Here is a 23,442-nt window from a genome sequence, read left to right on the forward strand (position 1 = left end):
GCACTGCTGGGGGTTCTCGCACGCCGGCCGATTCAGGGGGGACCGGCTTCCGGCGAGAGCCTGGCCGAAAAGTGTTGAACTGCGCCCGAATCGGTCCTCAGCCCTACTTCTTGGGTTCGATGTGCGGCTGGTTGACGGTCTGGGCGTACTGGATCACCGCGGCGATTGCGATCGGCACACCGATCAGCAGGGTGCCCGCGATGCCGATGACGCTGGCGCCCGCTGCGGCGCCCAGCAGGCAGCCGATGACCGGGCCGGCGCCACCACCGAGGGCGACCGGAAGGGTGACCGCCGCACCGGCGGCGATGCCCAGACCACAACCGACGACACCGCCGACGACTGCGGAGATCATGCTGGCCGCGGTGCCGGCCATGCTGACCGTGTCCTTCAGGCGGCTGAAGGCGTCCTTCTCACGGTCGTAGTCGCTGTCCCACTGGGCCTGGTCCTCGAAGGGGAGCGCGACCGGCTTGTATACGGCCTTGGCGGTGTCGGCCTGCGGGCTCAGGGTGGCGGTGTTGCCCTTGATGTCGGCGGCGATCGGGAAGACGAAGTCGTCCACGCGGTACTGCAGCGGGGTGCCGGCCATGACGGTGCCGTCGGCGGACTTGATCTCCAGCTTGCCGTCCTCGACGGCGACGGAACCGTTGTCGGCGGTCAACGAGATGCTCTGGGCCTGATCATCGACTTTGTAGGAGACACTCACCGGCGCCGGCGCCGCGGGGGCGGCCGGAGCGGCGTGCACGGTGCCCGCGGTGATACCGATGGCGGCCGTGGCCAGTGCCGCGGTCGCGGCGAATTTCCTCATCATCATTTCGTGCAAACCTCGATGCAGAGTGGTTCTGGGACAAGGAAATAAAAAGGGAGCCCAGCCAACGACCGGTGAACCCACTGTGTCCGTTCATTCAAATTCTGTTCACCGCGGTGTTCTTGTGCGCGGTGGGGTTCCGGAAACACGCAGTGTGCGTACGGTTTACGAATTCGATTGCAATTCGCATAAAAGAGACAAATAGGATTTGATGTGACGAAGGTCACATTGTGCAGCGTGATGCGCGCTACCCTTGCCATGACCGGCAGTGCGCGTCGGCGGACGCGTTAGGCTGAGAACCGTGCGATTACTCGTCACCGGCGGCGCCGGCTTCATCGGCGCGAACTTCGTCCACCAGACCCTCAGTGAACACGATGATGTGCGGGTAACGGTACTGGACGCTCTTACCTACGCTGGGAATCGCGATTCGCTGGCTCCCGTCGCAGACTGCATCGAATTCGTGCACGGCGATATCGCCGACGCCGCCCTGGTCGACCGGCTGGTCGCGGGTTCCGACGCCGTCGTGCATTTCGCGGCAGAATCGCACAACGACAATTCACTGGCCCGCCCGTGGCCGTTCGTACAGACCAATATCGTCGGCACCTACACGCTGCTGGAAGCGGTGCGGAAATACGATGTGCGCTACCACCACATCTCGACCGACGAGGTGTACGGCGACCTGGCGGGCGACGACCCCGCCTTCACCGAATCCACGCCGTATCAGCCGTCGAGCCCCTACTCGGCCACCAAGGCCTCGAGTGATCTGCTGGTGCGGGCGTGGGTGCGTTCGTTCGGCGTGCGAGCCACACTGTCCAACTGCAGCAACAACTACGGTCCGTATCAGCATGTGGAGAAGTTCATTCCGCGTCAGATCACCAATCTGATCGATGGGGTGCGGCCCCGCCTCTACGGCGCCGGACATCAGATCCGGGACTGGATTCACGTCAGCGATCACAACAGCGCGGTCTGGGCGATTCTCGAGCGCGGCCGCATCGGACAGACCTATCTCATCGGTGCCGACGGCGAACTGGACAATCGGTCGGTGGTCGAGCTGCTGCTCACCGAATTCGGTCGCGGGCCCGACGATTTCGACCATGTGACCGACCGGCCCGGCCACGATCAGCGCTACGCGATCGACGCCACGCTGCTCCGCACCGAACTCGGCTGGCAGCCTCGCTACGGTGATTTCCGGACCGGCCTGGCGGCCACCATCGCCTGGTATCGCGACAACGAAGCCTGGTGGCGCCCGCAGAAGGAGCACACCGAGCGGGCCTACACCGAGGCCGGCGAGCAGGTGCTGCCGCAGACCGGGGTGCGTTAGTCCCGGGTGCGTCAGCCCCAGACCATGACGTTGTACTTGATCGCGGCCGCGGCCAGAGCCACCGCGGTCGCGACCACGATGGTGATCGCGGGACCTCGCAGTGGCGTCACCCCGCGCGCATCGGTCAGTCGCAACGGCATCCAGCGCAGCAGCACCGCGAAACCGGCGATCGCCAAGGGAACGAAGTAGCGGCCCTGCACGCCGTCGATCAGCCAGTAGTCCACCGGCGTGAACGACATGTACAGCGTCACGTACACCATGGCCACGCTGGCGGCGACGGTCAGCAGCACCGCCCAGGTACGCCACCGATTACCGGTCAGCCGATCCGCGATGCCGATGCTGACGGCCAGCGCCAGCAGGCAGGCCAGAATCGTCGTCGCGGGAACATCGATATAGGAGAAGCCCAGCTCACCGAAGAACTGGGTGAACCACTTCTCGTCCCGGTACCAGATGCTGTCGATGAACACGTTCACGAAATGCGGTGGGTCGGACAGGATGCCGCTCAGCTGATCGTCGGGCCGGACCGAGTCCCATTCGGCCTGCTTACGCATCAGGCCCATACCGTCGGTCGTGGGTGCCGCGATCTTCATCCACACCGCGAACAGCGCCGCGCCCAGTACCGCGAAACACCACGGCAGCCAGCGCAGGATCTTGCCGAAGCCGTACTGGCGGGCCGGAATCAGCACCACCAGCATGGCGAGGATGACATAGGTCGGCTTGCTCAGCGGCAGCGCCAGCGTCGTCGCCAGAGCAGCCACCACCTCGGTTTTCGTCAGCCGGGAGTCCAAGAAGACCCCCTTCACCAGCAGACAGGACACCAGGATGGCCAGCGCGTTGGTGATCGTATCGGCGGTCACCGTCCCCGCCTGGAAGATCGCGATGGGCAATACGGCGACCGTGAACGCCAGCCACTGGATGCGGAAGCCGCGCAACGCCCGGAGCGCGAACCCGACCAGCACCAGATAGGCGAGCAGCCCGGCCAGCCGGGTCGTCAGCACCATGCCGTTCACATCCAGTCCGGTCGCCTCCGCGATCCTGATGCCCAGGGCCGCAGGCACATACGCGACCGGTGAGTAGGCCGCGGTATTGGTGAACCACATCTGCTTGGTGTCCGACGTGGTCACCGGCGCGGCGCCGAGGCGGTCGTAGGCACCGGACTCGGCGGCCATCGGTGCCGGCTCCGGCGGGCGACTGTTGTAGTCGCTGAACGCGTAGCCCATCATCGCGTCGATACTCACCGGAATCTGCCCGCCGTAGGAGATTCCGCGATCGTCGACGATCCGCTCCGGAGTGATGCCGCCGTGCGCGACCTGATAGGCGCGGCCGAACTGGGTGATCTCGTCATGACCCCAGAACGGCGGCGTGATGGCCGCGAAAACGATGCCGAAGATCCCGGCGACCACCACGAAAGCCGCTGCGGCGGCACCGAAGTGCTGATTCAGGCCGAACCAGGCGCGCTGGAACACGCCGTGGCGCGCGGGGTCGCGGGCGGCGTCACCCGCATCGTCGGCCTCCGAAGCGCCCGGCCCCGCGGGTGTGGCGCTCGGGGGCGCGGCCGTCGTGCTCGAAGTCTCGGCTGTGATGCTCGAAGGTTCGGCCGCGGCGCCAGGGAGCTCGGCCGGAGTGCTGCGGGACTCTGCCGCGGTGCCGGGCTCGTCGGTAGCCGTCGCGGTGGAGTTGTCGGCGTCTGCGGCCGTGGCGGACGCTGAATCCTGGTTCTTCTGCTCGCCGGCCTCGTTGTCGGCCCGGGTCGTCATTGCCGCGCCTGCCCGACCTGCTCGGAGGTCTCGGTGCCCACTGCCGAATATCGCAAATACATGAGCCGGGCAGCCTCGTGCCGGGAGCGGCGAATTCCGTCGAGAATCAGACCCGCCGTCCACGCCAGACTGCCGAGTAGCAACAACGTGAATGCGAGGAACAACGTCGGGAAACGTGGTACCTCGTGGATTTCGTAGTACTGGATCACGATCGGCACGGTCAGAATGATCGAGATCAACCAGGCCAGGGTGCCGAACAGGCCGTAGAAGGCGACCGGTCGTTCGTGGCGGGCCAAACCGGCGATGAGTCCCAGAATCTTGAAACCGTCGTGGTATGTCCGCAGCTTGGATTCACTGCCCTCGGGGCGATCGCGGAATCCCACCCGGACCGCGGTCTGGGGTACCCGCAGATGCAGGGAATGCACGGTCAATTCGGTTTCGATCTCGAATTCGCGGGACACCGCGGGGAAACTCTTCACGAATCGCCGGGAGAACACCCGGTAACCGGAGAGCATATCCTCGACGTTCTCGCCGAATACCTTGCCGACCACGCCGTTGAGCACGCGATTGCCGGCTTCGTGACCGGCTCGGTAGGCCTGCGCACCCTCGTCCTGCTTACGCACGCCCAGGACGTGGTCGTAGGGGCCCGACAGCAGCGCCTCGATCATCTTCGGCGCCGCGAAGGCGTCGTAGGTGTCGTCACCGTCGATCATCAGGTAGACATCGGCCTCGATGTCGGCGAACGCGCGCCGCACGACGTTGCCCTTGCCCTTGGTCGTCTCGGCACGCACGATCGCGCCGGCTTCCCGGGCTCTTTCGGCGGTGGCGTCGGTGCTGCGGTTGTCGTAGACGTAGACCACGATGCCCGGCACGGCAGCCTTGAGGTCCGTGACCACCTTGGCGACCGCAGCCTCCTCGTTGTAGCAGGGCACGACTGCGGCAATGCGAAGTTCGGTGGGGTTCACCCCGTCAATCCCTCATTTGATCGGCCGATGAAATACGGAACACCGGGAGGGTACAGGTCGACACGGGGTGCTCGCCCGCGAACCCTCGCTGTGTCGGCGTCCACCGGTGTGCCCAGGCCGACCGGGTGCCACGGCGCGCTGGTCACGAGTGAGCGGCGCCGACCGCCGGCCGGTGTTGTGCAGTGCGCACACCCCGGTGCGGTACCGTCGCGGGGTGGCCAGTAGTGAGATGGCGACCGAACCGGTCGATCGAACCGGCGACACCTGGCGAGCCAAGGCCGTCACCGCATTACGACAGGGTTCGGCATTCCTGGTGGTGGGAGCAGTCGGTTTCCTGGTCGACGCGGGAACATACAACCTGCTCGTCTTCTGGAACGGCGTCATGCGCGACGCGCCGATCCCAGCGAAGATCATTTCGATTCTGACGGCCACGATCGTCACCTATTTCGGTAACAAATGGTGGACCTTCGCGCACAAACAGGGCGGTAGTCGCGGTCGTGAATACCTGCTGTACGCGCTGTTCAATGTCGTCGCCATCGGTTTGCAGCTGGGGTGTCTCGGGTTTTCCCGTTATGTGCTGGACCTGTCGTCGCCGCTGGCCGACAATATTTCCGGAACACTTATAGGTCAGATCGTGGCCGTGGTGTTCCGTTACTGGGCCTACGACACTTTCGTCTTCGCCGAGCACCGGCCCGGCGCCGATGTGCGGGATACCCGCACCGGGACGAGCCGGTGAGACGGACATAATGGGTATCGCTCGCACCGAGCCCGTATTTGACCGCGCCCGCGCCGCACTCGGCGCCATCGGACACTGTTTACGAGGGAATCCACCATGGACCAGTCGGCTGGCCAGGCCGTGACCGCATCCGATACCGACCGCAAGGTCGTCGACCCCGCGCCCGACCCATCCCGGACACCGGACCGTACGCCCGATCGCCTGGTACTGGCCCGTGGCATCTTCACCGGCCCCGCGCCGAAGATCAGTGACGAGTTGTACGCCGTGGTCGAGGGCAAGTCGACCCGCGAGCGGCTGTCGCTGCGGCTGGAGAAGGGGGCCCACGCGCACACCAACACCTACTTCGGCCGCTTCGCCGCCAGCTACTGGCAGCGCTGGACCACGGTGACCGACGTCGAGGTGACGATGCGGCTCGAGGTCGGCGATCGGGCCCGCATCCGGCTCGCCGCCTCCGATATCGCCGGACACCGCCGGACCATCGATTCCGCCGAGGTCACTGCCGACGGCACCGTCACCCTGCGCGCCCCGCTGGATCAGTACGTGGACGGCGGAGCGCTGTGGGTCGAATTCGACGCTGTCGGAGGCGGACTCGCGATCAGTGAGCTGAACTGGTCCGCGCCCGCACCGGAGCGCTTGCGGCCGGTGGCCATCGCGATCTGCACCTTCAACCGAGCCCAGGACTGCGCGCACACCGTCGCCGCGCTGGCCTCGGATCCGGAAGTCCTGGGCGCCCTCGCCGCGGTCTACGTGGTGGATCAGGGCACCGATCTGGTCTCGGATCAGGAACTCTTCCAGCAGACCGAGCCTCGCTTCGGCGACAAGCTGCACTACCTCCGGCAGCCGAACCTGGGTGGTGCGGGCGGGTTCACCCGTGGTCTCTACGAGGTGTCCGCGGCCGGCAGCCTCGATGGTGCCGAGCACGCGGACGTCATCCTGATGGACGACGACATCCTCTGTGAGCCCGAAACAGTGTTGCGGCTCAGTGCATTCGCCAATCTCACCGTGGAACCGACCCTCGTCGGCGCGCAGATGCTGTACCTGCTCAATCCCGATTACCTCAATGTCGGTGCCGAGGAAGTGCACCTGAACCAGCTGCGGCACGGTCAGAAGGTGCCCAAGGCGCTGGGTAACGTGAGCATGCTGGAGTACAACCAGGAACGCCGCGTCGACGCCGGCTACAACGCGTGGTGGACCTGCCTGATCCCGGCCGAGGTGATCGACCGGATCGGGCTGCCGCTGCCGATCTTCTTCCAGTGGGACGACGTCGAATACGGTGTGCGCGCCCGCGAGGCCGGGTTCGTGACCGTGACGCTGCCGAACGCCGCGGTCTGGCATGCCGACTTCTACTGGAAGGACTTCGACGACTGGGCGCGCTACTTCAGCACCCGCAACTCACTGATCGTCAGCTCCATGCACACCGACCTGGACCCGAAGACGGTGACCCGCAAGCTGTTCCGCGAACTCGTGGAATACCTGGTCGGTATGCAGTACGGCCTCGCGCACACCACGCTGCAAGGTATCGAGGACTTCCTGAAAGGCCCGAAGGTGTTGCGCGACGGCGGTATCGAAGCGCTGGCCACCGCCCGCACCAGCCGCGGCGACTACGGCGAGACCAAAAAGCATGCGGCGGCGACGATGCCCGTCCCGCAGGCGGACCTGCACCTGCGCCGTGCGGGCAGTGAGCCGAGCCGGCCGCTGCTGGTGCTGTGTAAACGGGCATTCCAGCAGTGGACCGGCCGGACCCAGCACGGTGTCGTCGGGGTGACCCGCGAGGATGCGCACTGGTGGCACCTGGGCCTGTTCGACCACGTGGTCGTGACCGATGCCTCGCAGTCCGGCGTGCGCATCCGGCGGCGGGACAAGGCGAAGGCCCGCGCACTGCTGTTGCGCACCGTCGTGGCCATGCGCCGCCTGCGCCGCGAACTGCCGGACCTCAGCCGCCGATACCGCAGCGCCGCACCGGAACTGATCAGCCGCGAGAACTGGGAGCGGCTGTACGGCCTCTGAGGCACCGCCGGAAAGCCGTGGGGGCTCGAGGACATACTCGGCCCCCACGGACTCGGCTCCACCGCCCACCGGCTTGCCAGGGCGCCACCGGTCCCGCTGCGTCGCCGTGCGGTCCGATCCCCGGCCGTGCAGTTGGCTCCTGGCCGCGCTACCTGTCGTTCAGTCAGGTGGGCTACTACGTGAACCGGCTGTAACGGGCTACAGGAACAGGTCCGTGGTCAGCGGGCCGTCGCCCGGGACCACCCGGTACTTGTCGAGATCGGTGATCCCGTGCGCGGCGAGAACATCGTCGTCGATGAAGAAGTTGCCGGTGGTGTCCTTCGCGGAGGAGGTGAGAACCAGGTACGCGGCGTCGGCGTAGATATCGGGGGTGCGTGAGGTCTGCACCATCTCCTCGCCGCCGAGGAGATTGCGCACCGCGGCGGTACCGATCGTGGTGCGCGGCCACAGCGAATTCACGCCGATACCGTAGGTACGCAGCTCTTCGGCCAAACCCAATGTGGTCAGCGACATCCCGTACTTGGCGATGGTGTACCCCAGTGAGCTGCCCGCCCATTTCGGGTCCAGATTCAGCGGCGGCGACAGGGTAAGGATATGCGGATTGCGGCCGGCCTGTGCCGAATCCTTCAGCGCCGGAATGCTGGTCTTGGACAACAGGAAACTGCCGCGGCAGTTGATGTCCTGCATCAGGTCGTAGGCCTTCATCGGCAGCGTCTCGGTGGGGGAGAGATTGATCGCCGAGGCGTTGTTGACGACGATATCGATGCCACCGAATCGTTCCACGCTCTGCCGTACCGCCTCGGCCACGGCCTCGTCGTCACGCACGTCACCGACGAATTTCAGGACCTGCCCGCCGGCTTCCTCGAGCTCCGCGCCCGCGGTGTGAATGGTCCCGGGCAGTTTCGGATGCGGCTGATCGGTCTTGGCGATCAAGGTGATATTCGCGCCGTCGGCGGCGGCCCGCTTGGCGATCTCGAGGCCGATCCCGCGGCTGCCGCCCGACATGATCATGGTGCGTCCGGCCAGTGACTTACCAGCGTCGCTCATATCCTGCTCCCATCGTCTGCGCTGTATCCCGACTCCATGATCGGTGATGCTGCGCGCCGCGGCGAGGGGAACTCTCCGAAAGTGCAGGTGAGCGGGACTCAGTCCGGCTTGTGGAACTGTTCGCGGCGGCCCAGTTTGCGCAGCCGGGACCACTCCAGCAATCCAGCCGGATCCTTCTGCTGGACCAGGAAGAACCAGGAGAACCGGGCCCATTCCTGCGGCAGCAGTTTGCGCATTCCCGGCTGGGCCATCAGATAGCCGCGGTTGCGGTAGGTGAAATACCGCTTCACCGGGTCGTCGGGGTACTGCGTGTGCATCCGCCCGCCCAGGATCGGCTTGAATTCCGCGGAGCCGTTGGGATGCAGGTAGGCGGTCTGCAGGCAGGTCCCGAACGGTAGCCCGGACCGGACCAGCCGTCGATGCACCTCCACCTCGTCACCGCGCACGAACAAGCGCAGATCCGGTACGCCGATCACCTCGAGTGCCTGCGCCGAGATCAGGGCGCCGTTGAAGAGCGAGGCGATACCGGGCAGGAAATCCTCGTCGCCCAGTTCGGAGCGCAGCCGCCGCCACACCACACCGCGGCGCAGGGGAAATGCCAGATGGTCCGGATCGTCGATATCCGCAACGACCGGCGAGACCTCCACCAGATTGTGCCGCTGCGCGCAGTCGAGCAATTTCTCCAGGACCTCGGGCCCCTCGGGACGGCCGTCGTCGTCGGCGAGCCACACCCAGTCGGCACCCATGGTGAGCGCGTGCAGCATACCCAGCGCGAAACCGCCGGCGCCGCCGAGATTGTGTTCCGAACCCAGATAGGTGGATTCGATGGGCAACTCGCGCACCAGGTCACCGACCTCGGGCTCGTTGCCGTTGTCGATGACGATCAGGTGATCGATCGGGCGGGTCTGGGCGGCGAGCACGCGCAGCGATTCACTGAGCAGCTCGCGCCGTTTGTGGGTGACGACCACCGCGATGATCCGGGCCGCACCGCTGTCCGCGGACGAGGCCGCCTGATCACTCATTACTCATGTCCTTGTCGTACGCGCGGGCACAAATTACGCGGGGTTACGTTCGAGTTCGAGCTCACGCAGAATCTGCGCCACGTGGTCGCCGGCCTCCGGGCCTTCGTAGGCGCGCACCACATCCTCGATCTCACCCTGCATACGCAACGAACCGTGGTCGATCCACATCGCGCTGTCGCACAGTTGGGCCAGGAATTCGTTGGAATGGCTGCAGAACACCAGAATTCCCGAACGTGCCACCAGGTCGCGCAGCCGGTTGCGGGCCTTCTTCATGAACTCGGCGTCGACGGCGCCGAGCCCCTCGTCCAGCAGCAGGATCTCCGGGTCGATCGAGGTGACCACGCCCATCGCCAACCGCACCCGCATACCGGTGGAGTAGGTGCGCAGCGGCATGTTCAGGTATTCGCCGAGTTCGCTGAATTCGGCGATCTCGTCGACCTTGGCCAGCATCTGCTTGCGGGTCTGGCCGAGGAACAGGCCGCGGATGATGATGTTCTCGTAACCGGAGATCTCCGGGTCCATCCCGACACCGAGATCGAAGACGGGCGCCACCCGTCCACGCACCTGAGCGCTGCCGCGGGTGGGTTCGTAGATGCCGGCCAGCATCCGCAGCAGGGTCGACTTACCGGCACCGTTGTGGCCGACCAACCCGACCCGGTCGCCTTCCTTCAGCGACAGCGTGATGTCGCGCAGCGCCTCCACGACCACCACATCGGACTGATTGCGCCCGATGGAGCCGCCCGCCTTGCCGAGGAACGCCTTCTTCAGCGATCGCGATTTGGCGTCGAAAATGGGGAACTCGACCCACGCTTCGTGGGTCTCGATGCTTACTCCGGTCATTTTGCCCTCTACACCCAGTACGGCACGCGGGAACGGTATTGCTTCAACGCCAGCAGTGCCACGGCCCAGCCGAGCACGGTGATCACACCCACCACGATCCACGAACGCAGATAGATCGTGTCACCGAGCAATGGCGCGCGCACGATCTCCAGATAGTGGTAGGTCGGGATGATCTCCACCAGCTTCGCCCGCTCACTCATCTGACCGCCCTGGTCGTGCAGTGCCTTCGTGGTCCACATGACCGGCGTCAACACGAACAGCATCAGTGTCGTACTGCCCAGGATCGGGGTGATGTCGCGATAACGGGTGGAGAAGATGCCGAACACGATGGACACCCAGGCGGCGTTCAGGAACAGCAGTAGGATCGCCGGCAGTGCGAGCAGCACCGAGAAGTCCAGATGCTTCCAGACGCCGAAGCCGACCAGCATGATCAGGTAGATCACGCTGTTGTGCGCGAAGAACAGTAATTGCCGCCAGACCAGCCGGTATACGTGCACACTCAGCGCCGAAGGCAGCTGTTTGATCAGGCCCTCGTTGGAAATGAACACATCGGCACCCTCGAGGATGCTGTTGTTGATCACATTCCAGACGATCAGCCCGATGGTCACGTACGGCAGATAAGTCCACAGATCCTGGTTCAGGATCGCGGAATACAGCACGCCCATCGCAGCGGCTTGGAGGCCGGTGGCGATCGTGATCCAGAACGGGCCGATCACCGACCGTCGGTAGCGCTGCTTGATGTCCTGCCAGCCCAGCGACAGCCACAGCTCACGCTGACTGAACCCTTCACGGAGGTCTTGAAAGGCCCGCGAGAAAGATTGTGGTTTCGACATCAGGGGCACCGTCGCGTCGGCCGGTGTGTGTTCGGCTGTCGCCGAATCGGCGGGGGCAGCTGCTGGCACAGTGCACGACTGTAGCGCAGTGCCGATCCGGACCGGTGGGTACCGGAGGGCAGCACGTGATCGATGGTGTTCAGCAGAGGTTTCCGTGGGTGTTGTGGCGGGGCTTTCAGAGGTTCCTCAAAGGTACTGACCGCCCCCGGTCACCGACCCGCCCTGACCGCCGTCGCGCGGCAGTTGTGCACCCGGCGGCAAGGCGTGCCGCATCTGCTCGAGCTGGGCCCGCGCGGCCATCTGCTGGGCGAACAGCGCGGTCTGGATGCCGTGGAACAACCCTTCCAGCCAGCCGACCAGCTGGGCCTGCGCGATCCGCAGCTCGGCGTCCGAGGGCACGGAATCTTCGCTGAACGGCAGTGCCAGGCGTTCCAGCTCGTCCCGCAGATCCGGGGAAAGTCCCTGCTCCAGCTCGTGCACCGAGGTTTTGTGGATCTCCTTGAGGCGATTACGGCTGGCCTCGTCCAGCGGAGCCGCCCGCACCTCCTCGAGCAACTGCTTGATCATGGTGCCGATCCGCATCACCTTGGCGGGCTGCTCGACCATGTCGGCCAGCGATTCCTCGCCCCCGGCCTGTGCTTTCTCCGCATCATCGGGGTTGCCCTTGCCGGTCACCTGCTCGGCGAACGGCGCCTCACCCGCGGCGCCCGCGGGAATTACCAGCGGTCGCCCCTCGGGCCCGATCACCACGATGGAATCCGGTGCTCCGTCCGATTCAGTCATGTCCCCATGATGTCTGCTTCGCGCGCGAAGCGCTAAGTGAACCTCCCCGAGAACTCCCGAGAACGCCTGGAGACCCTCCGACCGAACCCCGTGGCCTCCGGTGACGACCGGCGCCGAGACGCCTTGTCCCGAGCGGATATGTGGTCCGAATTCGCACGGAAGTATCCTGTTGTGCGTTCAGTCCGCCTCGGTGTGGTTCGGTTTTGTGAAAGTCGGTTGCCATGTCGCGTGATTTCGCGTTCGGTCGGCGCACGGTTCCGCCGACTTGCCCGCTGCCCTTAGAGTGGCGAGCATGACTTACGACGTCGCGAGGGTTCGGGGATTGATACCGTCCCTGGGCGACGGTTGGATTCACTTGGATCCACAAGCGGGAATGCTGGTCCCCGATTCGGTATCTCGTGCGGTGTCAACAGGTTTCCGCACCTCGGCGTTTTCGCATACCAATCGCCATGCCGCGGCGCGGCGCAGTGCCGCGATTCTCGATGCGGCGCGCGAGGCGGTCGCCGATCTCGTCGGCGGTGATCCCGCGGGTGTGGTCCTCGGACCGGATCGCGCGGTCCTGCTGGCGTGGCTGGCGGAATCGCTGAGCTCCCGGCTCGGCCTGGGCACCGGCATCGTGCTGTCCCGCCTGGACGACGAGGCGAACGTCGCACCCTGGCTGCGGATCGCCAACCGCTACGGCGCCCACGTGCGCTGGGCCGAGGTGGAGATCGAGACCTGTGAGATGCCGGCCTGGCAGTTCGAGGAACTGATCGGCCCTACTGCGCGCCTGGTCGCGGTCACCGCCGCCTCTCCGATCGTCGGCTCCGCGCCCGCGGTGCGGGTAGCCGCCGATCGGGTGCACGAGGTGGGCGGGTTGCTGGTCGCCGACTGTTTCGGCGCCGCGCCGTATGCGCTGATCGATATCGATGAACTCAATGCCGACGTGATCGCGCTGTCCGCACCGGCGTGGGGCGGCCCGCAGGTCGGCGCGCTGGTCTTCCGGGATCCGGCCTTCCTGGACCGCATCCCCTCCATGTCGCTGAATCCGTACGCCAAGGGGGCCGAGCGGCTCGAGGTCGGGGGGCACCAATACGCGCTGCTGGCCGGAATGACCACCTCCATCGACTATCTCGCCGGCCTGGACGAGCAGGCCACCGGTAACCGCCGTGAGCGTCTGGAAGTGTCGATCACCTCGCTGCAGGACTATCACGATCAGCTGTTCGACGGTCTGATGGAGGTGCTCGACGGCATCGACGACCTGACCGTCATCGGCCGCGCCTCCACCCGTATCCCCACCGTGAGCTTCACCATCGCCGGCATGCAGGCCGAGAAGATCGCCGCACAACTGGCCGACCACCGTATCGGCACCGTGAGTGGTGCGCACGGCGGCAGCCGGTTGCTCGATGCGTTGGGCGTGAACGACGAGGGCGGCGCCGTCACCATCGGTTTGGCGCCGTACACCACGAAATTCGAGATCGAACAGCTCGGCCGGGCCCTGAATTCACTGGAGAGCTGACCCGGTAGTACCGGCGGCGCGAGACCGGTACCACCGCAGTGTCGGCGGCAGCTCAGACCGTGTCGATGCGCAGCAGAACCTTGCCGACGGTATCGGCCGAATCGAGCAGCTGCTGGGCCTGCGCCGCGTCGGTGGCCGGTACCTCGGCATGTACCACCGGCGCCACCAGACCCTCGGCGATCAGCGGCCACAAGTCCCGGCGCAGCTCGGCGATGATCTCGGCCTTACTGGAACGGCCGGTCGCCGGGCGTTTACGCAGATTGGTCGCATGGATGGTGCCGCGCTTGCCGAGCAGTTCGGGAAGGACCAGTTCACCTTTCACCCCGCCCTGCATACCGATGATGCACAACTGACCGTCGTCGGCGAGAGCGCGCACATTGCGGCCCAGATACGCCGCGCCCATATTGTCGAGAATGATGTCGGCACCGCCGAGCTCACCGACAATCTCCACGAAATCCTGTTCGCGATAATTGATTCCGACACTCGCGCCCAATTCGAGACAGCGATCGAGTTTGTATTGCGAGCCCGCCGTCACCGCCACGCGGGCGCCCCGGTTCGTCGCGACCTGAATGGCATGGGTGCCGATGCCGCTACCGCCACCGTGCACGAGCAGCAACTGGCCGGCATGTAATCCCGCCCGCATCACCAGATTCGACCAGACGGTCGCGGCGACCTCGGGAAGTGCTGCTGCCGCGGCCAGATCCAGCCCCTCGGGTACGGGCAGCACCTGGGTTGCCGCGACCACGACCCGTTGCGCGTAACCACCGCCGGACAGGAGTGCGCAGACGCGATCACCGGGGCGGAAGTCGTGCACTCCCTCGCCGGTTTCGGCGACCACACCCGAGACCTCCAGGCCCATGATGTCGCTCGCGCCGGGCGGCGGCGGGTAGAAGCCCTGGCGTTGCAGCAGGTCCGCACGATTGACGCCGGCCGCGACCACGTCGATCGATACCTCACCCGGACCCGGAGGAGGTAGATCCGGCACCTGTTCCCAGCGGATTACCTCCGGACCACCGAAACCATCCAATGTCACCGCGTACATATCTCGACTGTAGGTGCTCCTCAGCGCCGCAATAGAATGACGCCATGGCGTACGAACCGAACGGTCACCCGGCACCGCAGCCGCAGTGGCCGGCCTCGGCGCAGCCGCCGTGGCTCGGCTCGCAGGAGCAGCGCGCCTGGCGTGCCTTCATGGACGGGCATCAGCGTCTGATGGTGGAGCTCAATCGCCAGCTCGAGGCCGACGCCGATCTGAGCCTCTCGGAGTACCGCATCCTGGTGATGCTGTCCGAGGCGACCGCCGGTTCGCTGCGGATGAGCGATCTCGCCGACGGAGTGCTGTCCTCCCGCAGCCGCCTCACCCATCAGATCCGCCGCATGGAGGATCAGGGCATGGTCCGCCGCACCAGCTGCGAAGAGGACGGCCGCGGCGTGCGCGCCCACGTCACCGACGAGGGGATGCGCCGCCTGCGCGCCGCCGCCCCCGGACATGCCGCCGCCGTGCGCCGATATTTCCTGGATCTGGTGAGCCCCCAGGAGCTGGCGGCGATCGGAGACGCCTTCGACCGGGTGAACACCAAGAGCGACGGGCAGTGAGGCGGAGGCGTCCGACGGTCGATTCCTGCGGTGGACGGTCGGCACCACCGTGCATGATGGCCGGGATCGCGGGACCACACCGACGCGTCGTGTGCCGCTCAACTGTGCACGTCGGTCACATGCTCCAGGATGACGCTGCGGGCAGCCTTCCACGCCGGTGAGTCGATATCGCCGAAATCGGCATGGCCCACTCCCTCGAGCATCCGCAGTCGGGCCGGATCACCGGCCGCCCGAGCCCTATTCACGTACTCGCGGGATTGGTCCGGGTCGACTACGGTATCCGCGGAGCCGTGCACCGCGGTGACGGGAATCCCGACCGGCAGATGTTCGATCGGCGAGGCGACGGCATACCGCTCCGGTTGATCGCCCGGCATCCCGCCGAGCAGATTCCGTACGAACCGGTCGTGTCCGTTCTCGACCGCCATCGATAGATCGAAGACCCCCGCCATGATGGTCGCGCTGCGCGCCCGCACCTCCGGCTCCGCACCAGGGGCATCCGGTCCGAGAGTGTGCCGCCCGGCTATCCAGGCAGCCAGATGCCCGCCGGCCGAATGCCCGGCCAGATGCACCCGTTCCAGATCGAGTCGCCCATCCGCGGCCTGCTGCACCTCCGCCGCCAGCGATTCGGTGGCGTCATCGGCGTCGGCGAGGGTGATCGGCCACCCGCCCGCGCCACCCACGCGGCGGTACTCGATATTCCACACCGCGATGTCCTCGGCTACCAGCGACTCCGCCAAGGGCTCGAAATACGACAGATCGTGCTGCTCGGCCCATCCACCGCCGTGCACCAGCACCACCACCGGGTACGGGCCTTCCCCCTCGGGCACATGCAGGATGCCGTAGTTGTCCGGATCGGCGCCGTAGGAGACGCGCATGGTCTGCGCGGCGGTATTAACGGGTGGTTCAGCGGTATCACTGCCACACCCGACCGCGGCAGCAGCCACCGCCGCGGTGATCGCGAACCGAACCACCACTGCCGACATTCCGCGCACCGATCCCACCTCACTGTGGTTTCCCGCCGGGCTCCCCAGACACCCGGAACGATGGGGTTTACGCAGGTCAGCGTAGGGGGTCGGTGGCGTGTAGCTCCGGCGACGCGCGGGTGGACGACATCGGCGGCCCACGGTCGCACCCGTGTGGTGGCGCTGTCACCACGACCGGGGAAACCGTGCACCCGAATTAGCATCACGACATGCGGAAAGAACGCCGCCGTCGCGTACTCACGGTGGGTGACCAGCAGTACCTGTGGAAGACCTACCACCAGCACAAGGACGGCTGCGAGGAAATCCTGCGGTTACGGCCCCTCGGATCGGTCGCAGGCCTCACCCTGGTCTTCCGACCCGACGGACAGCGCTGCGTCTCCGACGGCTGGCCGTCCGTGTCCGGTGATATCTGGGTCGGCGACCGTGCGATGAATCTGAATATGCCCGGCGTGGCGCGAGCATTCATCGACGCGGCCGTCGAGGTGGGCTGGATAGCGCAGGCGCGCACCACCGGCCGCCGCAACGGGTGGGACCTGTTCGACGCGGTGTACGGCCGGCAGGTCGAACCACGGTAAGCGCGCCGAGAACGGTCAGGTTCCCGGGTAGCCGTCAAGGTGTAACGACCACCAAGCTCTTGTCGTCGTGACGCTTGGCGCGAGGAGCAACACGGCCGTCCGGATCGGCTTCTGCTTCCCAGCGATGACATTCCGTGAGCAGCCCGTTCAGGTCGTCGATGTCGCTGCGTGCGATCCGATCCCATGAGAAGCCGACAGCGCCAATACGTTCGGAAGCCCCATCGGTGGCGAGCACGGACCACGAAACATCCGCCGCGGAATGGATCGACGTAATCGCGTGCTCGGCCGCAACCGGATCTGCCTCGGCGATCCAGTAGCCGTTCGCCCGGTTTCGATACCGCTGCTGGTTGTCCTGAAGCGATCGCAAAATATCCCGATGGGTGTCGTCGTAGCCGCTACCACCACTCAAACGCCTTCGGTACCGGTGGGTTTCGGGCAGATCCAGCTCGGCCAGCCGATTGTCGGTAGCGACCATGCAGGAACCACGCACGTCGCCGACGACGATGGTCGAGTCACCGAGTAGCAGAGTCTCGAGCACGGTCCCGCGATGCCGGAGAATCGCGACCGTGCTGGACGGGCTGTGACCGGGTAGTAGATCGAGCTGGTCGGCAGTCGCCGATATCGAGTCCGCCAGGATTCTGCGTAGTTCCCCTGTTGTGTCACAGAGCCTTTCTCGAAGTTCGTTGCTCAAGGTGTCGACGTAGACGCCGACGTCGGGCACGCCCGGGACGAACGAGGTCGCTCCATCGAGAACGGCCACGTAATCGTCATCGGCGATCACCCTGTCCGCAGCCGAGAATTCCTGCAGTTGAGCGACTCGGAGTTTCACGTGTTCTCGGTGTACGGACCGACGAGTAGGCGACTGTTGGTCACGGTGAAGTCTTCGTCGAAGTCGCATTCGACGACTCCGTCGATCAGCGCGCTGGTCGGTTCGAAAACTTGATCGAGGTTGTCTTGCAACCACCGCGCGGTTCCGAGGGAGCCCACACTCGTGATGCCGGCAATGTGGACGATGATGCGCTCACCATCTGTCCTCCTGCTGAAATACCCGATATCAGTCCGCGAGGAGTTGTCGTCCTGGTAAGGGGACCGGTGCTGTTCATCGGTCCGGGAGTCGACGATCGACCACCCATCGTCGTCGTGATCGAAACCCAAGAATGGATCTGCCTCGAGGAGATTCTGCGCCACCGGTGCTGATTTCGGTCCGCAGATGATGACGCAGTCCCCTTCCGGCGGCCTGGTCTGGTCCGGGTCGATCGGAAAGTTCGTCATGGCCAGGGACAGTTGCGTGAGCGTCTCTTCGACCGTGGATCGTGCCGCTTCGTCGGTGGCATCGAAGAACGGACGCTCCCGACCGTCTTCGCGCCCGAACCGTCGTGGAATCCCGACAGCGACCGGGCCGACGCCGAAGAAGGCTCGTTCTCGTCTGGGGGCGGACGATCGTATTTGGCTGATGCGTCCCTTCGTGACCCCGAGTTTCTCGGCGATCTCGGTATAGCTCAATCCACTCAGGTGAGCTTCCTCGATGGATGCCTTGCGCAGTCTCGCCAGTTCGATGGCACGTTGCTGGTATTCGACCATGAGCTCGGCCGCTCGAAGTCCGCGTTGGATCGGGTCCGGGTTCTTACGGACCTCTTCGAACTCGTCGGCGGTAGCCATGGGCCCGAGTTTAGAGGGCCTTGACCGTCTGAGTGTGTGGGCGTACTGTTTGGTTTATCCCCCCTAAACATTGATATCGGCCCTTTAGTGGCGGTTTAGGGGCTATAAACGAGGCGATCGTAACGAGGGGTGTTCTGTTCAATTCGCCGATGCGTTCGGCAGGAGAAGGGGGTTCAGTGCAATGAACAGCAATGATTGGCTTCTGCTGCTGCTCGCCACGGGGCTACTGATGCTGACGTTCGCTTTGGTGCGACTCCCGCTGCGGGGCGAAAAGCGTGAGGACGACGGCCGATGACTGACGTCCGGCCGATCGCCATGGGATGGGTGCATCCGGAAACAGACGCGCCGGATTGGGAAGTTGCGCAGGTGCGTCGGCTGGCCCGCCGGCTCGGCTACCGCTTGCTGTGGCCCGCGGAGACCAGCCACATACCGCTCGCCGACCAGGTCCGTGAGTGGCATGCGGACGCACTGCTGCTGCCGTCGACCGAACATGTCGACATACTCACGCTGCACGCGGTGATGATGATCGCCGACGTCGAGACAACCCAGCCGCGAATGAGTTTCGCCAGATGGGCCGTGCGGCCCGAGATCGACAGGCGCGGCAGCAGATAAATCCACTCCACGACAACAGAAATCGTCACCGAACCGCAGTCCTCGTTCGGTGCCCTCATCCAGCGCGTATGGCGCCCACTCGGTTGTTTCGATCCGTGCAACGATAAAAATCGACCGGACATCGAGAAGGGGTCAGCGCGTGGAAAAAGGTGCCATTTACAGGTGGAAGCCTCGCAACGGGACGGGCGTCATCGAACTGCATGACGGCACTCTCGCATGGTTCCACCTCTCCGCAGTACACGGTGAGTCCATCACCAGCATCGAGGAAGGCATGCCGGTCGACGTGGAAATCGAACACGTCCAGCAGGGGGATTACGCATGTCGCGCAACAAGAGTGCAACGAAGTACCTGACCATAGTTCTCGCCATAGCCGGCCTCATCGTCGCCGCGCCCGCGTGGGCAAAGACTCCAGGGCACGTCGACTACACACCGACAAATCTTTCCTACAGGTACGAGGGCAAACACGGCACCTTCACCGGTGAGGCGGTTTACGCATCCGCCCACCCCGATGGCGGCAACCGGCTGATCTGGTCTCTCCGCCTATCGCCCTCGGTGCAAACCGTGCACTCCGGTTAGCAGTACCTGGGGTGTCCGAGCGCACCAGCGAACGTAGCGGGTGCTCAGTAGCTCATCATGGACACGGAAGAAAGTGGAGCCTGGACCTCTGCGACGGCGGGGCGCTTAAGCGCTGCGGACCATGCGGCTCCACGAGAGCCGACAGGACCAGCGAGATAAGCCCTTGATCTGCGGTGGGTGTGGGATTTGAACCCACGGTGGCGTGAACCACGACGGTTTTCAAGACCGTTCCCTTAGGCCGCTCGGGCAACCCACCTCGTTCCGGGGGAGCCCGGAACGGTCTCTCACATTACTGGCGCGGGTCCGCGGACGCCGAATCGGTCGGGTGTGCCGATGCGGAGGGGCGGGGGCACGGGGCTGTGTAGCGTGGATCGGCACGAGTGGACGGGAGGGCCGGTATGCGGGGTGTGATCGGGATGGCGGTCGCCGTGCTGGTTCTGCACGTCCTCGGGTGGGGGACGTTGCTGCTGCTCGTGGTTCCGCAACATCACTCGGTCAACGGTGCGGTATTCGGGGTGGGGCTCGGTGTGACCGCCTACACGCTCGGGATGCGGCATGCGTTCGACGCCGATCACATCGCCGCGATCGACAACACCACTCGCAAACTGGTGGCCGAGAACGGGCGGGCGAAATCGCAGACGGTGGGGTTCTGGTTCTCGATCGGCCATTCGTCGGTGGTGCTGGGGCTGGTGTGCCTGCTCACGCTGGGGGTGCGGGTGCTGGCGGCGAACCTCGAGGACGAGAATTCGTCGTTGCAGCAGTGGACCGGCTTGTGGGGTACCAGCATCTCGGGTGCGTTCCTGATTCTCATCGGGGTGCTGAATCTGGCCTCGTTGATCGCGATCTGGCGAGTGTTCCGGCGGATGCGCGGCGGAGAGTTCGACGAGACCCAGTTGGAGCGGCACCTGGAGGCAGGCGGCGTCCTGACCCGGGTCTTGCGACCGGTGCTGCGGTTGGTGCGCCGGCCGGTGCACATGTATCCGGTGGGATTGCTGTTCGGGCTGGGTTTCGACACCGTCACCGAGGTCGGTCTGCTGGTTATCGCGGGTGGTGCCGCGGCCACGGGCCTGCCCTGGTACGCGATCCTGGTGCTGCCGATCCTGTTCTCGGCGGGGATGTCGCTGTTCGACGCGATCGACGGCTCGTTCATGAGTTACGCCTATGACTGGGCTTTCGCCCGCCCGCTGCGCAAGATCTACTACAACCTGGTGATCACCGGCCTGTCGGTAGCGGTGGCGCTACTGATCGGCGGGCAGGAGTTGATCTCGATCCTGGCGGACAAGCTGGAGGTCCGGTCCGGGGTGGTGGGCTGGATCGGCAGCCTCGATCTGGGACAGCTCGGCTTCATCATCGTCGCGATGTTCGCCGTGACGTGGGCCGTGGCACTGTCGGTCTGGCGGTACACCGGTGTGGAACAGCGCTGGGAGGAATCGCTGGCCACAGAGTGAATGCCGGGCCGCGGCACTGGCGTGGCTTTAGACGCCTCGGGCACGCTCTGGCAGTATGGCGGCCATGGTTCGCCGCCGGATACGGCGTCGGCTGTCCGGCGTCGCCCTTGCCGCACTCTTGTCGTGTGCGGTGATCGGCGCGGCTCCAGTGGGGTTCACCGAGCCGCCGCCGGCGGATTCGGGTTCCGCGGAGGGACCGCCACCGGCGCTGGACAACCCGCCCCCGACGACCGCCGCGGTCGACCGCATCGAACATATCGATGACCGTCGCGTGCGCATCTTCGTCGATTCACCCGCCATGAAACGCACTGTGCCGGTGGAGGTGCTGCTCCCGGCCGACCGTAGTAAGCCGCGCCCGACCCTTTATCTCCTCGACGGGCGCAGCGCCAGTGACAAGTTCAACAATTGGACCGAGCGTGGTGGTGCGGTGCCGTTCTTCGCCGACAAGGATGTGAACGTGGTTCTCACCCTGGGTGGTCCGGCGGGGTACTACACGGATTGGCAACATCCGGATCCGGTGCTCGGCACCAACAAGTGGGAGACGTTCCTGACCCGGGAACTACCACCGTTGATCGAGGGGAAATTCCACGGCAACGGGCGCCGCGCGATCGAGGGCGTCTCGATGGGGGCCGAGGCCGCGATGATGCTCGTCATGCGCAATCCGGGCTTCTATCGCGGTGTCGCCGCGCACAGCGGTTGTTACGCAATGGGTTCCGATATCGGCCAGGCTCAGGCACGAGCAGTGGTGCGCACCTACGGTGGTGATCCGGACAATATGTTCGGTACACAGGAAGATCCGGACTGGCTCGCCCACGACGTGATGGCGCATACCGAACAGTTGCGCGGCACGGCGATCTATCTGTCCGCCGGTTCGGGAGTTCCCGGACCCTACGACGGTCCGGGCAATCCCGAGGCCGCCTCATCTATCGGGTTCGGTGGGCCCTTGGAAGCCGGTGCCCACGCTTGCACGCTCGCACTCGAGGACCGGCTCGAACGGATGCAGATTCCGGCGGAGGTCCATCTGCCGCCGGTGGGAACGCATTCGTGGCCGTACTGGACGGACGAACTGCCCAGGGCATGGCCGACCCTGGCGCGCGCGCTCGGCGTGCGCTGATCGCCGCGGTATTCGAGAACCTCACGAGAACTTCAGGGGAACTTCAGCCGACGAAGCGGGCCACTGTTTCCGGTGCGGTGGCGAAGGCCAGGAAACGGTCGTTTTCGTGCGGATCGCCCGCGGTGACCCGCACGCCGTCGGTTCCGTAGGGACGCACCAGCACTCCCGCCTCCGCGCTGGCCGCACCGAAGTCCGCGCTCGCCGCGCCCAGCGGCAGCCAGACGAAGTTGGCGTGCGAGGGTGGCACCCGATAGCCGGCCGCCGCCAGCGCCGCACGCATCCGGTCGCGCTCGGCGACCACGTGATCGGTGCGTTCGAGGAGTTCGTGGCGGGCCTGCAGGCAGGCGATGGCGGCGACCTGCGCCAACCGGTTCACGCTGAACGGGATGTGCACCTTGAGCAGTGCGGTGATCAGTTCCGGATCGCCCACCGCATAGCCCGCGCGCAGTCCCGCCAGCCCGTAGGCCTTCGAGAAGGTGCGCAGCACAACCACATTGGGTCGGCCGCGACCGATTTCGATTCCGTTGGGATGGTCGGCCTCGGGAAGGCGCAGGTATTCGTAGTAGGCCTCGTCCAACGCGACCACGACATGGTCGGGGATCGCGTCGAGGAAGCGGATCAGTGCACCGCGTCCGTGCGCGGTGCCGGTGGGGTTGTTCGGGTTGCAGACGAAGACCAGCCGTGTCCGATCGGTGACGGCGGCAGCCATGGCGTCCAGGTCGTGGGTGTACTCGGCGTCGAGCGGGACCTGCACGGACGTCGCATGACCGATCTGGGTCACGATCGGGTACGCCTCGAAGGAGCGCCACCCGAACAGCACCTCGTCCTCGGGCGAGGAGCAGGTGATCTGGACCAGTTCCTGACACAGCGCCACGCTGCCGCAGCCGATCACGACGTTGGCGATCTCGACGCCGTGGAATTGCGCGAGTGCCGCCCGCAGTTCGCCCGACCCGTTGTCCGGGTATCGGTTGAGAAGTTCGGTTTCCTCGGCGATTGCCTTGGCGACGCTGGGTAGCGGCCCGAAGGTGGACTCGTTGCTGGCGAGTTTCACCGCACCCGGACTACTGCGACCCGGCGCGTAGGCCGGAATGGATTCGAGATCCGGACGAATACGAGCGCTCACCCCACCACCCTAATTCCCGTCGGATCGCCCCCGGTCACCGCGGCTGCCCGAATGAACAGGAAGTGATCCACCACACAGTGCGGTGCATGCGTGGTTTGTCGGAATTTTTCCGGGATATCGGCGGTGATGTGCAACTTCTCCC

23 protein-coding genes and 1 tRNA gene are annotated in these 23,442 nt (G+C 65.4%); 10 read left to right on the plus strand and 14 right to left on the minus strand.

The annotated features are described in order from the left end of the window. Nucleotides 1-103: 103 nt before the first annotated feature. Nucleotides 104-811, minus strand: coding sequence for a DUF8020 domain-containing protein (locus tag NV2_RS06405; protein ID WP_067870555.1), 708 nt, complete (start codon nt 809-811; stop codon nt 104-106). Between the two features lie 295 nt (nt 812-1,106). Between NV2_RS06405 and rfbB the strand changes: the two genes are divergently transcribed. Next, nucleotides 1,107-2,126, plus strand: a complete 1,020-nt coding sequence (rfbB, locus tag NV2_RS06410) for a dTDP-glucose 4,6-dehydratase (RefSeq protein WP_067870556.1) — start codon at nt 1,107-1,109, stop codon at nt 2,124-2,126. An 11-nt stretch (nt 2,127-2,137) separates the two neighbouring features. Here the strand turns inward: rfbB and NV2_RS06415 are convergent, their stop codons facing one another. After that, a complete protein-coding gene (locus NV2_RS06415; protein WP_067870559.1) occupies nt 2,138-3,883 on the minus strand; it encodes a DUF2142 domain-containing protein in 1,746 nt (581 codons plus the stop codon). After that, complete coding sequence (locus NV2_RS06420) at nt 3,880-4,848, minus strand: glycosyltransferase (RefSeq protein ID WP_067870561.1); 969 nt, start codon at nt 4,846-4,848, stop codon at nt 3,880-3,882. The genes NV2_RS06415 and NV2_RS06420 overlap by 4 nt, the downstream gene beginning before the upstream one ends. A 214-nt stretch (nt 4,849-5,062) precedes the next feature. Here NV2_RS06420 and NV2_RS06425 point away from each other — a divergent pair, with 214 nt between their 5' ends. Both NV2_RS06425 and NV2_RS06430 read left to right on the plus strand, forming a co-directional pair. Beyond that, entirely contained in the window at nt 5,063-5,584 is a 522-nt protein-coding gene (locus tag NV2_RS06425; protein ID WP_245662480.1) for a GtrA family protein, read from the plus strand. A gap of 96 nt (nt 5,585-5,680) precedes the next feature. Further along, the gene (locus NV2_RS06430) at nt 5,681-7,591 is read left to right on the plus strand and encodes a glycosyltransferase (RefSeq protein ID WP_084474020.1); all 1,911 of its coding nucleotides are present in this window, start codon (nt 5,681-5,683) and stop codon (nt 7,589-7,591) included. A 198-nt stretch (nt 7,592-7,789) separates the two neighbouring features. Here the strand turns inward: NV2_RS06430 and NV2_RS06435 are convergent, their stop codons facing one another. The 5 genes from NV2_RS06435 to NV2_RS06455 form a co-directional block, all read right to left on the minus strand. Continuing rightward, entirely contained in the window at nt 7,790-8,638 is an 849-nt protein-coding gene (locus tag NV2_RS06435) for an SDR family oxidoreductase (RefSeq protein ID WP_067870562.1), read from the minus strand. 98 nt (nt 8,639-8,736) lie between these two features. Further along, nucleotides 8,737-9,660, minus strand: a complete 924-nt coding sequence (gene glfT1 / locus NV2_RS06440; RefSeq protein ID WP_067870565.1) for a galactofuranosyltransferase GlfT1 — start codon at nt 9,658-9,660, stop codon at nt 8,737-8,739. Between the two features lie 33 nt (nt 9,661-9,693). Beyond that, a complete protein-coding gene (gene wzt / locus NV2_RS06445) occupies nt 9,694-10,500 on the minus strand; it encodes a galactan export ABC transporter ATP-binding subunit Wzt/RfbE (RefSeq protein WP_067870566.1) in 807 nt (268 codons plus the stop codon). An 8-nt stretch (nt 10,501-10,508) separates the two neighbouring features. Further along, on the minus strand, nt 10,509-11,333 hold the full coding sequence (gene wzm / locus NV2_RS06450; RefSeq protein ID WP_067870695.1) for a galactan export ABC transporter permease subunit Wzm/RfbD: 825 nt from the start codon (nt 11,331-11,333) through the stop codon (nt 10,509-10,511). 186 nt (nt 11,334-11,519) lie between these two features. Continuing rightward, complete coding sequence (locus tag NV2_RS06455) at nt 11,520-12,116, minus strand: bacterial proteasome activator family protein (RefSeq protein ID WP_067870568.1); 597 nt, start codon at nt 12,114-12,116, stop codon at nt 11,520-11,522. A gap of 292 nt (nt 12,117-12,408) precedes the next feature. On the opposite strand from NV2_RS06455, the gene NV2_RS06460 reads away from it, so the two are divergent. After that, nucleotides 12,409-13,614: a cysteine desulfurase-like protein gene (locus NV2_RS06460; RefSeq protein WP_067870570.1), complete on the plus strand. Its 1,206-nt coding sequence runs from the start codon at nt 12,409-12,411 to the stop codon at nt 13,612-13,614. Between the two features lie 52 nt (nt 13,615-13,666). Here NV2_RS06460 and NV2_RS06465 read toward each other — a convergent pair whose 3' ends face one another. Further along, complete coding sequence (locus NV2_RS06465; protein WP_067870571.1) at nt 13,667-14,656, minus strand: NAD(P)H-quinone oxidoreductase; 990 nt, start codon at nt 14,654-14,656, stop codon at nt 13,667-13,669. 44 nt (nt 14,657-14,700) lie between these two features. On the opposite strand from NV2_RS06465, the gene NV2_RS06470 reads away from it, so the two are divergent. Beyond that, a complete protein-coding gene (locus tag NV2_RS06470; protein ID WP_067870573.1) occupies nt 14,701-15,210 on the plus strand; it encodes a MarR family winged helix-turn-helix transcriptional regulator in 510 nt (169 codons plus the stop codon). A gap of 98 nt (nt 15,211-15,308) precedes the next feature. On the opposite strand, the gene NV2_RS06475 is transcribed toward NV2_RS06470, so the two are convergent. Then, nucleotides 15,309-16,193, minus strand: coding sequence for an alpha/beta hydrolase family protein (locus NV2_RS06475; protein ID WP_067870575.1), 885 nt, complete (start codon nt 16,191-16,193; stop codon nt 15,309-15,311). 209 nt (nt 16,194-16,402) lie between these two features. Between NV2_RS06475 and NV2_RS06480 the strand changes: the two genes are divergently transcribed. Beyond that, nucleotides 16,403-16,768 (plus strand): hypothetical protein, encoded by a 366-nt coding sequence (locus tag NV2_RS06480; protein ID WP_067870577.1) that lies wholly within the window; start codon nt 16,403-16,405, stop codon nt 16,766-16,768. Between the two features lie 34 nt (nt 16,769-16,802). Here NV2_RS06480 and NV2_RS32940 read toward each other — a convergent pair whose 3' ends face one another. Together NV2_RS32940 and NV2_RS06490 are read right to left on the minus strand one after the other, a co-directional pair. Further along, nucleotides 16,803-17,306: a hypothetical protein gene (locus NV2_RS32940; protein WP_373863536.1), complete on the minus strand. Its 504-nt coding sequence runs from the start codon at nt 17,304-17,306 to the stop codon at nt 16,803-16,805. Between the two features lie 287 nt (nt 17,307-17,593). Further along, the gene (locus NV2_RS06490) at nt 17,594-18,427 is read right to left on the minus strand and encodes a sigma factor-like helix-turn-helix DNA-binding protein (protein ID WP_245662481.1); all 834 of its coding nucleotides are present in this window, start codon (nt 18,425-18,427) and stop codon (nt 17,594-17,596) included. A gap of 291 nt (nt 18,428-18,718) precedes the next feature. Between NV2_RS06490 and NV2_RS06495 the strand changes: the two genes are divergently transcribed. Both NV2_RS06495 and NV2_RS06500 read left to right on the plus strand, forming a co-directional pair. Beyond that, nucleotides 18,719-19,039, plus strand: coding sequence for a hypothetical protein (locus NV2_RS06495; protein WP_245662482.1), 321 nt, complete (start codon nt 18,719-18,721; stop codon nt 19,037-19,039). Between the two features lie 318 nt (nt 19,040-19,357). Beyond that, the gene (locus NV2_RS06500) at nt 19,358-19,615 is read left to right on the plus strand and encodes a hypothetical protein (RefSeq protein WP_067870583.1); all 258 of its coding nucleotides are present in this window, start codon (nt 19,358-19,360) and stop codon (nt 19,613-19,615) included. A 171-nt stretch (nt 19,616-19,786) separates the two neighbouring features. On the opposite strand, the gene NV2_RS06505 is transcribed toward NV2_RS06500, so the two are convergent. Beyond that, nucleotides 19,787-19,871: transfer RNA gene (locus tag NV2_RS06505), tRNA-Ser, on the minus strand. A gap of 142 nt (nt 19,872-20,013) precedes the next feature. Between NV2_RS06505 and nicT the strand changes: the two genes are divergently transcribed. Beyond that, nucleotides 20,014-21,063, plus strand: coding sequence for a Nickel transporter NicT (nicT, locus tag NV2_RS06510; RefSeq protein WP_210749030.1), 1,050 nt, complete (start codon nt 20,014-20,016; stop codon nt 21,061-21,063). A 55-nt stretch (nt 21,064-21,118) separates the two neighbouring features. Continuing rightward, entirely contained in the window at nt 21,119-22,177 is a 1,059-nt protein-coding gene (locus tag NV2_RS06515) for an alpha/beta hydrolase (protein ID WP_084474022.1), read from the plus strand. Nucleotides 22,178-22,220: 43 nt separating this feature from the next. On the opposite strand, the gene hisC is transcribed toward NV2_RS06515, so the two are convergent. Continuing rightward, nucleotides 22,221-23,300 (minus strand): histidinol-phosphate transaminase, encoded by a 1,080-nt coding sequence (gene hisC / locus NV2_RS06520; RefSeq protein WP_067870585.1) that lies wholly within the window; start codon nt 23,298-23,300, stop codon nt 22,221-22,223. Between the last annotated feature and the right edge of the window lie 142 nt (nt 23,301-23,442).

The sequence above is a fragment of the Nocardia vermiculata NBRC 100427 genome (genome assembly GCF_001613265.1).
Classification (GTDB): Bacteria; Actinomycetota; Actinomycetes; order Mycobacteriales; family Mycobacteriaceae; genus Nocardia; species Nocardia vermiculata.